Raw genomic sequence first — 11,883 nt, 5'->3', positions numbered from 1 at the left:
TTTTTTATGTTTAGGAACAGGAAAATGGTAGTTTCTTTCCAATATGTATAAGACATATATAGAAGGGGAGAGGAAAGTGTGGAGCGTAACATATTTCAAAAAGTTCCCTTACCATGTGCATTTCTTGATGAAGAAGCGTTAGAAAGAAATATTCAATCCATTGTTCAATTATGTAGAGGGAAAAAAGTCCGTATTGCTAGTAAATCGTTACGATCTGTTCCAGTGATGAAGAGAATTTTTATCTTCTAATAGTTGTTTTCAAGGCATTATGTGTTTTTCACCACGAGAAGTACCATTTCTAATAAAACAAGGATTTAATGATTTGTTGCCTGGATACCCTGTATATGATGAACAAGCACTGCAAGAAATTAGTTTGCTTACAAAAAAAGGATTTATAATTACTTGTATGGTAGATTGCATCGAACATATTAGTTATTTAGAGAAAATTGCAATAGAAACAGGTGGACATTTTCGAGTTTGTATTGATATCGATATGAGCAGCCGTTTTTTTCAATTTCATTTTGGTGTTAGACGTTCTCCTATACGTACTACTACTGAGGTTTTAAAAGTTATTGAAAAAGCAATTCAATCTTCCGTTTTACAAATAGATGGTGTAATGGGCTATGAGGCACAGATTGCAGGAGTTGGAGACAATGCACCAAAACAAGTTTTTAAAAATAAAGTTGTTTCCTATTTGAAAAGAAAAGCAGCAATGGAAGTAGTGAAAAGAAGACAAGATATTGTAAAAACGATACAAGGGGAAGGAATTACAATGCGCCTTGTAAATGGAGGCGGTACAGGAAGTATAAAAACGACAATGCAAGATGAATCTGTCACAGAGATTACAATAGGTTCTGCTTTCTACTCTCCTAAGCTCTTTGATTATTATAAAGATATTCGTTTTGAACCAGCTATTGGCTTTGCGTTATCGATTGTTAGACAGCCAGACTTTCATATATATACTTGCCTAGGTGGTGGATATATTGCTTCAGGATCAGTTGGGAAAGACAAACAACCTGAAATTTGGGAGCCAAGTGGGGCAAAGTTGTTAGCTTTAGAAGGAGCTGGAGAAGTGCAAACACCCGTTTTTTATAATGGTTCAGAATATCTAACTGTTGGAGATGTCATGTTATTTCGACACAGTAAAGCTGGAGAACTATGCGAGCGTTTTTCATCGTTACATCGTATTGTAAGTAACAAGATTATAGGAGAGTATTCCACATATCGGGGGGATGGACAATGCTTTCTATAAAAGGACAGAAATGGAGAAACTGGACGGGAAATGTAGAGGGAAATCCGCAATATATGATGTATCCTAAAAATATAAAAGATGTAATAAAAGTAGTACATTTGGCAAAAGAAATGGGGAAGCGAATTCGCATTGTTGGTTCATGGCACTCGTTTACACCACTTGTTCAAACGGAAGAAATTCTTCTTTCGTTAGATGAGTTACAAGGGATTTTGAGTATAGATTCACAATCATCAATAGTAGAGGTGTGGGCTGGAACAAAGTTGTCGTATTTAGGCAGAATGTTACAAGAAAAAGGCTATGCACAAGAAAATTTAGGAGATATAGATTCACAATCTATTGCAGGGGCTATTAGTACAGGAACGCATGGAACTGGTATTACATTTGGGAGTTTGGCGACACAGGTTGTGGAAATTACCGCTATTCTTGCCACAGGTGAAATTATTGTTTGTTCTGAGAAGGAGCATCCTGAGTTTTGGAAAGCATTTCAGTTATCACTCGGTATGCTGGGGGTTATTGTAAAAGTGAAATTAAAAGTCGTTCCAGCCTATTTGCTTATGTATAAAAGTAAAAAGGAAACATTCCCCACTGTTATGAACAGACTGGAAGAATATAAAAAACATCGTCATTTTGAATTTTTTGTGTTTCCATATTCAGATGATGTTCAAGTGAAAATTACAGATGAAACGACAGTGAAAGGTATGGATTTAAAGTGGCATAAGTTTAAGACAGAACTACTTGAAAATATAGTCTTTTCACTATTGTCTAAAGGATGCAAGCTGATGCCAGTTATAAGTAAAGAGGTTAGTAGGCTGTCTGCAAAGGCGGTACCGAATGCGCAAACAACGGGTCCAAGCTATCAAATATTTGCGACATCGCGTAATGTTCGTTTTTATGAAATGGAGTATAGTATACCTGCTCAATATATGAAAAAAGTAGTACAAGAGATTCATAATCTTATACAAGAAAAGAGGTTTCAAGTACATTTTCCGATTGAATGCCGCTATGTACGAGGAGACGATATATGGCTTAGTCCCGCATATGAAAGAGATTCAGCTTATATTGCTGTGCATATGTATAAAGGTATGAAATATGCTGCGTATTTTACAGCGATAGAGCGTATTTTTCAAAAGTATGAAGGACGTCCACATTGGGGGAAAATGCATACAATGGGATATGAACAATTGCAACTCGTTTATCCTAAGCTAAGTTCTTTCTTGGAAGTTAGAAAAGAGGTAGATTCAATGGGGATGTTTTTAAATCTGTACGTAGCAAAAATGTTTTCTATTCATGAAAAAAGCTGACAATTATTTGTCAGCTTTTTTGAGTGTAATTGCATTTCTGGTATGGCTTATATGCTCATAAAATAATAATTTATCTCGACTAAATACATGTAATAGTACATGTAGAATGAAGAGACCATTAATTGAGAACATAAACAGTAATATAATGAACATAATTAATGGATTAGTCTGATTCAATATGGAACTACTAGAGAGAATATAGTTCATTCCACCTAAAACAAAATAGAACAGACCGTAACGAATCAATAATTCTTTAATGGTAATTCGCCCATTTTTACCTTTTATGTGAATACGAAGCAACGCTTTCCCAATTGTTTTTCCGTTCGTCAAATATGGAATGACGATGAAGTAAATGAAGACGGCACATATGGTGAAAATAAGTTCATATAGATTCGTATAAGACTGGATACTAGAAATAAAAATAGAATTCCCTTTATTTTTTATAACTGGTACAACAATGGATAAGAAAATCCAATCAATTTGCAGTGCGATTAGGCGGCGAATAAATCCAACTGGTTTCGTAGCTAAGTCGATATGTGCATCTAATTCATTTGATTTAGGAAGGAAGTACGTGAATATTGGTGCAATGAAATAACCAACTGCTCCTCCTAGTGTATTTAAAAATAGATCGTCAATATCGAATAAACGATACGCACAATTATATATACCGTACAATCCAGTTACTTGTGTCACTTCAAAAAATAGTGAGAGACAAAGTGAAAAGAAGATTGTTCGTAAAAAACCAAGGCGGAAATAGTAACGTAAATATATGCCGAATGGAATCGTTAACAGTGCATTGAATGCAACTTGTAAAAAGGCAGATTCTTTTAATAAGTAGAAATAGGTAGCAGGCTTTGCTAATATCGCTGCTGTATGGTTGCTAATTTCTTGGATGAAATAAAACGGTACAAGCTGAACGTGTTGTGTATTAGCTGGCTGCAGGCTGCATGTATCGTAAGTTTGCGGCAGCGGTAAGATAACAAGAAAATAAGCGTTTAGCAAGTAAAGCAGCAAAGAATATAAAATAAATGAACGCCATTTATTTAAATAGCCATATTTTCTGTAATTAAATATTAAAAATGGAATCAATAGAATCATTGCTAAAATGGGGAATAGAATAAATGCCGTTTTAATTGGAAATAAATAAGTTGTCAAAATGTGGATCCTTTCAAAAAAATTCGGAATCTATTATAACTTTAATAAAATGTAAAATCAAATTTTATTTTTTAGATGCCGAATTGTTTCAATAGGAAAGAGGGGTGAAGAAGAGCCTTACTGCAATTTTGCAGAAGGCTTTTTTAGTGCGGATATTTAACATGCGTAGCATTGGATTTTGATGAGAGAATATAGCTTTGGAATTGTTCCTTCCATGGCATAGTTGTAGTTTCTTGTTTTTGAGAAATCCACTCATGATAATCTGATTGTGTTTTCCATAATATACGAATCATATATTCGTTACCATGTTCAGTACGCTTCATACGAGAGAATTCTAGATTAATAAACCCGTATGTACCAGAGTTTGGATAGTATTCTTGTAAAGAACGAATAATTTTTTCTTCATAACCGAATTTAATATGAATGAGTTTAGTAACAATAAACATGATTGCACCCCTTTTGTATTAGTAATGAGAAATTAGAGTCAATATCCTGTTTCAGTCATAACATGTGCAATTCCTCCTGTTATTCTTACGAGGCTATGGTATGTTTGAATAGCGATTTATCCCGTTCGTAATGAAAAGTATAATATATCTAATATTATACTTTTCTGAAAATTCTAAGTAAATAAAAGGAAGACGACAAATTTTTTATCCAGCATTACCAGACAGTAAGGCCCCCACCTCAAAATTATGCAAAAACAAAGAAGTTAGGTGGGAGATCAAGAAAACCCGGCTGATTAAAGTTTCAATTTATAAAAATAGAGCTATCCTCCGATGGGACAACTCTTTCATTCTTATAGAAAAATGATAGCGAGTACACCCACAACGATACAATAGAAAGAGAAGTATTTAAAATTCCCTTTAGCTATAATATTCATAAACCATTTCAATGAAATATATGTCATGATAAATGTCGCAATGAAAGCAACGAGGTAAGGTACAAATAATGTATTTAAATTTGGATCTTTTGCAATGTCTGTAATATTTTGTAACAAGCTGTCAAAAGAATAATTTTGAATCAGTAAGGTTCCTGAAGGATTTGACAATGTTTTTAATGTCGTGTAATCTGTTGTTTCTAATATGTGAATCTATTTTTTTGTAAGATTTGTATGAAAAACAGTTATTAAAAGTTAAGAGTTTATTACATTTTATGGTTTGTTTTGCATTTTTTGTTATGAAAAATAAAATGTATTTAATGAGTTTGTAAACAAACTGTAAAATAAATCATGTATAACTGTATGAGAAGGGAGTCGGATTATGAACTATTTTAAGCGAATCAGTAGTCTAGTATTAGCAGGAATTATTGGTCTTTCTAGTACAGTCGCTGTAAAAGCTGAGTCAAACGACGAGAAACTGAACAACATGCAACAGCAATTGCAGCAGAATGACAATGATATTCAGCAAAAAGAACAAGAGAAGCAAGCTGTTAATAAAGAAATACAAGGTATTGAAAGCGAACTACATAATTTAAATAATACAATTACAAAAAACAAAGAGGAACAAGCTGCTATTCAGAGTAAAATCGATGAAACACATAAGCAAATTGAACAGAAAAAGGGAGAAATTATCGTTTTAGAAGATAAAGTACTTGCTCGTAAAGATATTATGAAAAAACGTATGGTTTCTGTTCAAAATAGCTCAAATACGAGTTTAGTAGTCGAAGTTGTAGTAGAATCAAAGAATTTTGCTGATTTCTTACAACGTATGAATGCAGTATCTACAATTCTAGATGCAGATAAAGAGATTTTACGTCTTCAAGAACAAGATCTTCGTCAAATTGAAGAAGATAAAAAAGTAATTGATGAAAAAGAGGCCTCTTTGGAAGGGGATAAACAAAAGTTAGCAAAGGCACAAGCGAATTTACAAGAAAACTTGAAAAAACGTCAAGAAAACTTACAAGCTGTGCAAACAAAATATAATCAAATTGCAGGTCAAATTAATTTAGCTGAACAAGAAAAAGCAAAAATTGAATCTGATATGAAAGCATTACAAGAAACAATTGCTCGTGAGCAAGAAGCTGCAAGATTAGCAGCAGAAGCTCAAGCAAAAGCAGAAGCAGAAGCGAAAGCACAAGCAGAGGCTTTAGCGAAGGCGAAAGAAGAGGAAAAGGTAAGACAAGCAGAAGCGGCTAAGCAAACGACTTCAGCACCTGCACCTGCACCTGCACCTGCATCTCAGCCAGAACCAGCACCTGCTAAAGGCGGTCGTGAAATTTATGTAGAAGCAACTGCTTATACAGCTGATCCAGCTGAGAATGGGTATAAACCAGGTGAAATTGTAAAAACTGCAATGGGTCATAACTTAACTGCAAACCCAGGAATGAAATTAATTGCTGTAGATCCAAGTGTTATTCCATTAGGATCCACTGTATATGTTGAAGGTTATGGAAAAGCAATTGCAGGTGATACTGGTGGCGATATTAAAGGTCATAGAATCGATGTATTGATGCCGGATAAAGCTTCTTCTAGCACGTGGGGGCGTAAAAGAGTTAAAGTTACAATTTTAAGTTAAAATCAAATCCAACTTTACATGAGGTAAAGTTGGATTTTTTTGTGATTTTAATGTTAAGTTGAGTTTACATTTTGTGAAGTCTAGCATACAATAATAGTAAGGGGTGGTAAATTTGTCCATTTGCAATAGGGTAAAGGAGCTAAGAGCTCGTTTTAACTTCACCCAAAGTGTATTAGCTGAAAAAGTTGGTGTGACACGGCAAACGATTGCTGCAATTGAAAAGGGTGATTACGTTCCATCGTTGTTATTAGCACTGACGATTTGTGATGTATTTGATTTAAAGATGGAGGATGTGTTTGTTTTAAATAAGGAGGGAGAAAAAGTTGAATAGAATTATGTTGTCATATGCAGTGAATGTGTTATTTATCGGATTGGCTAGTTGGGCGTTTGTTGAATTTTATTATGCTGTTATAGAGTTGGAAAATATTATTCAAAGTGAGAAAGTACCATTCGAGGTAACAATAAATATCATACCGTTTTTATTGCTATTGATTATGGCTGTTGTATCAACTATTTTTTATAAAGTGCAAAAGAAAAAATATAAGAAATTATCCTTTTGGATGTTTCCTCTTTTATTTCCACAAGATGATGAGCGTGAGGAAGTCATTACCGCAAAAGCATGTCGTACGACTTTTATGGCACTTTGGTTTGTCGTACCGACTGGAGCTGCACTACTTGTGATGCATCCGATTGTTAGTCCGTATATTCCAGCATACCCATTATATGTTGTATTGTTAATCTTTTTTATACAAATGACGATATTTCATATTTCGCTGTACCGAAATAAAATTGCTTAAAGACGTGCCACGTGTGCGTCTTTTTTTATGCTACTTTTACAAAAAGTTAACGCATATTGAAGGGAAGGTTTACAAATATTTCTTATAATAGAAATGGAATTTATCCATCGGCTGGCGCAGCGCCGGAAGGTATTCATAAAATAAACGGTCGAGACCTATTTGTGAGTGCAGATAAGGTTAATGGAGTGTTGAGCTGTAAATAAATTTCTTTTCCTTTTGGTCTCATACTTGTACATGTAGCTATCTTACTTTATCATCTTATATAGAAGTAATTTTTTGTAAAGGGAAGGAATTATGTATGAATAAGCGGAGAATATATAGTATACTATCAATCCTTTTATTTATTGTAGGTGGCATTTTAATTGGTAAGCCATTTTATGATGGGTATATGGCAGAGAAGAAGCAAAAAGAAAATGTACAAGCTGTTCAGAAGATGGAATATCAAAAACAGGATACACAATTTGTAGATGCATCTAAAATTAACCAACCTGATTTATCAGAGGTAGCAAATGCATCATTAGATAAAACACAAGTAATTGGTCGTATTGAGATTCCAAGTATTTCATTGAAACTACCAATTTTAAATGCTTCTACTGAGAAAAACTTATTATCAGGAGCAGCAACTGTAAAAGAGAAGCAAGAGATGGGAAAAGAAAATTATGCATTAGCAGGACATAATATGTCGAAAAAGGGTGTTTTGTTTAGTGATGTATCCTCGTTAAAAAAGGACGATAAAATTTACCTGTATGATAATGAAAATGAGTATGAGTACGCTGTTACGAATGTGTCAGAAGTAACACCTGATAAATGGGAAGTTGTAGAAGATCACGGGAAAACAGAAGTTACACTTATTACATGTGTGTCTGTATCAGATAACTCCAAACGTTTTGTTGTTACAGGGGATTTTGTTCAGACTAAGAAAATAAAAAGCTGAGGGAGCAATCCCTCAGCTTTTTTAGTCCATCCATTTTACTAGTTTTTTAGAAAGTAATAATAAAACACACCCTAAAACAATAGCGACAGCACCTATAACTGTGAATACTTCTGCATATCCAAGTGAAGTTGTAAAACTAGCGAGCTGTCCCCCTAAAATGTTGGCAATCCCTGAACTAGCTAGCCAAACGCCCATTAGTAATGAAGCAAGTTTTACTGGTGCTAAGGAACTAACCATTGATAGTCCAACAGGTGATAAGAACAATTCACCTAATGTATGGAAAAGATAAGTGAAAACAATAAATAATAGGTTTGCTTTCTCTGTAATGTTGTGTTCATCACTACCTGTTTTTAATGTAGCGATAACAAGAACTATATAACCGATTCCAAGTAAAATCATACCGAGTCCCATTTTAGTTGGGATTTTTAAGTCTCCACGTTTGGTTGTAGCAAGCTTAGCCCATAGTGCTGAAATAGCAGGGGCGAGTAAGATGATAAAGAGTGGATTGACTGATTGGAACCAAGATGTTGGGATTTCCCATCCGAATACAGAACGATCAACAAACTTGTTTGTATATAGTGTTAACGAGCTACCGGCTTGTTCAAAACCAGCCCAGAAGAAGACAACGAAGCAAGTTAAAATAACGATAACTGCTGTATGTTGTTTTTCTTTTTTTGTGAGTGGTGTATTACCAGCTGTTTCTTTACCTGATGCTGTTTGTAGATCTCTTGTTGGTTTTTTACCGATATCGCCAAGGAATCGGTTGGATAACGTTGTAAATAATATTTGACCGATAATCATACCAATTGAAGCGGCTAAGAATCCGTAACGGAAGCCGTAATGAACAACGCCATCTACTGTTGTTTTGAATAAATTTTCTGATAAAAACCCGCAAACGAGTGGAGCTAAAAATGAACCGACGTTAATACCCATATAGAAAATTGTAAATGCACTATCACGTTTTGGATCATTTTCTTCATAAAGTTCCCCAACAAGTGTAGAGATATTTGGTTTGAAGAAACCATTACCAATAATAATAAGCGCTAGCCCAATGTATAGCCCGATTTGATTTTGCAAAGCGAATAACGTAAGGTTACCGATTGCCATTGTAACGCCGCCTATTGTGATTGCTAAGCGTCTTCCAAGAAAACGGTCTGTTAAGTATCCACCAATCATTGGAGTAAAATAACAAGCTCCAGTATAAAATCCGTAAATTGAAAGTGCCCAAGCTGGACTAAACCCAAGGCCACCGCTTACTAAAGCTGTTGTTAAATATAGTGTTAATAATCCTCGTAATCCATAGTAACTAAATCGTTCCCACATTTCAGTGAAGAAGAGTAGATATAAACCTGGAGGATGTTTCTTGTTTCTTTGTTGTTTTTTCTCAAGTTGTATCGCTGATTCCATGTAAGTTTCCTCCTGACACAAACGAAAACAAAGTTAATAGTTTTGTATATTTAATAGTTTACTTTATTAACTATTAAAAGTCAATAAAGGTCGATTTTTCAGAAGAAATTGGAAACCTTCAAAGATATAGAATGGGAATTTCTTTTGTGATAGACTATGGACTATGTTTGTTTTAGTGTATAAGTTCAAAAAAATTGAAGAAACATCTAAAACCTTTCTTTTTTTAGATGGAAGAGAGGATCCGGCGATGGCTAGAAGCGGTCAGTGCCTTTTTTAGCCCCATGCCATGGAAAACAAAAGTAGAAAACGAGTGGAGGTCTGCTTTTGTTTGCGTAGCTGTAACTTATAAGTAGTTAAAAAGCTGATATTCCTCAGAGATCAGTCAGAGACCTTTTTAGCTTCATGCGATGGTAAACAAAGGGAGCAAATGAGTGGAGGTCTGCTTTTGTTTACCTAGCCGCAATTTATATGTTGAAAAACAAAAATAGATGTATATAGGATGAGAAGGATTCCATCTTATTTAAAAGTAAAGAAGGAGAAAGAAATGAAATCATTACAGAAAAAAGAAATTTTGCTTATGAGCCTTATGCTATTCTCGATGTTTTTCGGGGCCGGGAATTTAATTTTTCCACCTTTCCTTGGATATGAAGCAGGGGAACAGGTGTGGGTTGCATTGCTTGGCTTTATCATATCAGCAACAGGACTTCCGATATTAGGTGTAATTGCGATTGCGAAAGCAGGGAGTTTTCAAATTTTAGCAAATCGTGTACATTCTTCGTTTGCAATTATTTTTCCTTGTTTAATTTATTTGTTTATCGGTCCGGGGCTAGGGATACCACGCGCTGGGAGTTTAGCTTTTGAAATGGGACTAGGTCAGTTCTTTCCGGAAGCGGGTAGTGTATTACTACTTATTTATACAGTCATCTTTTTTAGTAATGTATATTGGCTAAGTTTATCACCATCGAAATTGATGGGGCTGTTTGGAAAGCTATTAACACCCTTATTATTATGTATGATTGCTCTTATTTTTATAAAAAGTATGATTACACCAGTTGGAGAAGTTCAAGCACCTATAGGGAACTATAAGCCATCTGCGGTATTTCAAGGGTTTTTAGATGGGTATTTAACGATGGACGCTTTAGCGGCGCTAATTTTTGGTATTGTTATAGCCAATGCTTTGCGTGCGAAAGGAGTAAACGACGAAAAAGGTTTAGCAACATGTATGAGTATGGCTGGTATCGGCGCAGGCCTTTTATTATCTCTTATTTATGTTATTCTCGGATATATTGGATCGATAAGTGGCTCACTTGGAAAGTTTGATAATGGTGCACAAGTGTTAGCTCACGTTATGACTGCATTATTTGGACAAAGTGGTACCGTATTATTAGGAATTATTTTTACTGTTGCTTGTTTATGTGTGTCAATTGGACTCGTTACATCATGTAGCCAATTTTTTGCGGAAGTATTTCCTAAAATTTCTTATAAAGTGTGGGCTTTTATTTTAAGTGCTACTAGTATGATCCTTGCGAACTTAGGGTTAACACAAATTTTACAAGTATCAGTTCCAATTCTTGGATTCATTTATCCAATTGCTTTAACACTAATTATTTTAGGACTATGCCATAAGTATATCGGTAAGTATACGTATATATATCCAGTGACCATTGGACTAGTAGCGATTTTCAGTGGAATAGATATTTTAAATCGTAATGTGTTCCTTTCAAAATGGACACCTATGTTAAAAGACATTCCTTTATATACAGAAGGCGTTGGATGGGTTATTCCAGCGATTGTAGGCGGTTGTTTAGGAATGTTTGTAAGTGTTTGTACGAATAAAAAGGATTAGGAGGAGAATGTGTTTTCTATACTGGAAAACGCCTTTTTTGTTTACTCTAATTCGCCTATAAACCACATCTCTTTATCGTTGTAATGAGGATCAGTGAAAATTTCTGTGTACCCTTTTACTTGTAATTCTTTAGGGATATGTAAACCTAGTTCCTTTTTTATATCGCGTTCTTGTGATAAGGAAATCCACTGTGGCTCGTCCATAGGGCTACCTAAAAAACCTTCAAAAAATCGTTCTATGTCTTGTTTACTACATACAATTAAGATATTAGAAGTTTGTAAGCTAGGAAATGAGACACAAAAGTAAATACGATATTCTTTTTCAGCTGTAGTTTTTAAATGGATGAAAAATTCTACTCGGTTAATGATTGTTTGTAAATAAAATTGTTTCACTGATTTTGATTTCAGATGAGAAGGAGGAAACGGAAGATGAATAGACCAACAGCCTAGAGAAGATAGCTCAGTTGTGCTTGGCAAAGAACTTGTATGCGTGGTGGTATATTTTAAAAAATTTCGGCATACTCTCCTTAAACCACGAATTTTCCTTTTTGAACGACGATTCCAAACTGACTTTTTCATAGAAACACCTCATTTTACGAAAAAAGATTTCCATTTACTACTATAATAGCGAAAACAGGAGGTTATTAGGAGGAAATATCTTAAAAAATAGATAGTTAAA

At 34.6% G+C, this 11,883-nt stretch carries 10 protein-coding genes and 2 pseudogenes; 7 read left to right on the top strand and 5 right to left on the bottom strand.

What is annotated here, in order from left to right; genetic code table 11:
• The first annotated feature begins 78 nt into the window (after positions 1 to 78).
• Positions 79 to 1,252, top strand: a pseudogene (locus HRG09_RS07890) (amino acid deaminase/aldolase).
• A complete protein-coding gene (locus tag HRG09_RS07885; protein ID WP_174100268.1) occupies positions 1,240 to 2,553 on the top strand; it encodes a D-arabinono-1,4-lactone oxidase in 1,314 nt (437 codons plus the stop codon). The pseudogene HRG09_RS07890 and the gene HRG09_RS07885 overlap by 13 nt, the downstream one beginning before the upstream one ends.
• Positions 2,554 to 2,556: 3 nt before the next feature.
• Here the strand turns inward: HRG09_RS07885 and HRG09_RS07880 are convergent, their stop codons facing one another.
• The 3 genes and pseudogenes from HRG09_RS07880 to HRG09_RS07870 form a co-directional block, all read right to left on the bottom strand.
• The gene (locus HRG09_RS07880; RefSeq protein WP_174100267.1) at positions 2,557 to 3,708 is read right to left on the bottom strand and encodes a VanZ family protein; all 1,152 of its coding nucleotides are present in this window, start codon (positions 3,706 to 3,708) and stop codon (positions 2,557 to 2,559) included.
• Positions 3,709 to 3,851: 143 nt separating this feature from the next.
• Positions 3,852 to 4,154: an antibiotic biosynthesis monooxygenase family protein gene (locus HRG09_RS07875; RefSeq protein WP_174100266.1), complete on the bottom strand. Its 303-nt coding sequence runs from the start codon at positions 4,152 to 4,154 to the stop codon at positions 3,852 to 3,854.
• A 350-nt stretch (positions 4,155 to 4,504) separates the two neighbouring features.
• A pseudogene (locus HRG09_RS07870) lies at positions 4,505 to 4,705 on the bottom strand (undecaprenyl-diphosphate phosphatase); the annotation flags it as partial.
• 262 nt (positions 4,706 to 4,967) lie between these two features.
• On the opposite strand from HRG09_RS07870, the gene HRG09_RS07865 reads away from it, so the two are divergent.
• The 4 genes from HRG09_RS07865 (at position 4,968) to HRG09_RS07850 (ending at position 7,952) form a co-directional block, all read left to right on the top strand.
• A complete protein-coding gene (locus HRG09_RS07865; RefSeq protein ID WP_174100265.1) occupies positions 4,968 to 6,221 on the top strand; it encodes a 3D domain-containing protein in 1,254 nt (417 codons plus the stop codon).
• A gap of 103 nt (positions 6,222 to 6,324) precedes the next feature.
• A complete protein-coding gene (locus HRG09_RS07860) occupies positions 6,325 to 6,552 on the top strand; it encodes a helix-turn-helix transcriptional regulator (protein ID WP_174100264.1) in 228 nt (75 codons plus the stop codon).
• Positions 6,545 to 7,018: a DUF2178 domain-containing protein gene (locus HRG09_RS07855; RefSeq protein WP_174100263.1), complete on the top strand. Its 474-nt coding sequence runs from the start codon at positions 6,545 to 6,547 to the stop codon at positions 7,016 to 7,018. Before HRG09_RS07860 ends, HRG09_RS07855 begins: the two co-directional genes overlap by 8 nt.
• A gap of 298 nt (positions 7,019 to 7,316) precedes the next feature.
• Complete coding sequence (locus tag HRG09_RS07850; RefSeq protein ID WP_174100262.1) at positions 7,317 to 7,952, top strand: class A sortase; 636 nt, start codon at positions 7,317 to 7,319, stop codon at positions 7,950 to 7,952.
• Between the two features lie 21 nt (positions 7,953 to 7,973).
• On the opposite strand, the gene HRG09_RS07845 is transcribed toward HRG09_RS07850, so the two are convergent.
• Positions 7,974 to 9,359 (bottom strand): peptide MFS transporter, encoded by a 1,386-nt coding sequence (locus HRG09_RS07845; protein ID WP_174100261.1) that lies wholly within the window; start codon positions 9,357 to 9,359, stop codon positions 7,974 to 7,976.
• Between the two features lie 544 nt (positions 9,360 to 9,903).
• Between HRG09_RS07845 and brnQ1 the strand changes: the two genes are divergently transcribed.
• Positions 9,904 to 11,205, top strand: coding sequence for a branched-chain amino acid transport system II carrier protein BrnQ1 (brnQ1, locus tag HRG09_RS07840; protein ID WP_395966563.1), 1,302 nt, complete (start codon positions 9,904 to 9,906; stop codon positions 11,203 to 11,205).
• A 41-nt stretch (positions 11,206 to 11,246) separates the two neighbouring features.
• Here brnQ1 and HRG09_RS07835 read toward each other — a convergent pair whose 3' ends face one another.
• Positions 11,247 to 11,783: a DUF3916 domain-containing protein gene (locus tag HRG09_RS07835; RefSeq protein WP_174100259.1), complete on the bottom strand. Its 537-nt coding sequence runs from the start codon at positions 11,781 to 11,783 to the stop codon at positions 11,247 to 11,249.
• Between the last annotated feature and the right edge of the window lie 100 nt (positions 11,784 to 11,883).

This window comes from Bacillus sp. Xin1 (assembly GCF_013314535.1).
GTDB lineage: Bacteria > Bacillota > Bacilli > Bacillales > Bacillaceae_G > Bacillus_A.
The sequence above is the reverse complement of the archived record's forward strand: the minus strand, read 5'-3'. Positions and strand labels throughout refer to the sequence as shown.

What these genes read in the sequence shown, in the direction of transcription:
- HRG09_RS07885 (WP_174100268.1), top strand. Translation starts at nt 1,240, where the DNA reads ATGCTTTCTATAAAAGGACAGAAATGGAGAAACTGGACGGGAAATGTA.
- HRG09_RS07875 (WP_174100266.1), bottom strand. Translation starts at nt 4,154, where the DNA reads ATGTTTATTGTTACTAAACTCATTCATATTAAATTCGGTTATGAAGAA.
- HRG09_RS07865 (WP_174100265.1), top strand. Translation starts at nt 4,968, where the DNA reads ATGAACTATTTTAAGCGAATCAGTAGTCTAGTATTAGCAGGAATTATT.
- HRG09_RS07850 (WP_174100262.1), top strand. Translation starts at nt 7,317, where the DNA reads ATGAATAAGCGGAGAATATATAGTATACTATCAATCCTTTTATTTATT.
- HRG09_RS07845 (WP_174100261.1), bottom strand. Translation starts at nt 9,359, where the DNA reads ATGGAATCAGCGATACAACTTGAGAAAAAACAACAAAGAAACAAGAAA.
- brnQ1 (WP_395966563.1), top strand. Translation starts at nt 9,904, where the DNA reads ATGAAATCATTACAGAAAAAAGAAATTTTGCTTATGAGCCTTATGCTA.
- HRG09_RS07835 (WP_174100259.1), bottom strand. Translation starts at nt 11,783, where the DNA reads ATGAAAAAGTCAGTTTGGAATCGTCGTTCAAAAAGGAAAATTCGTGGT.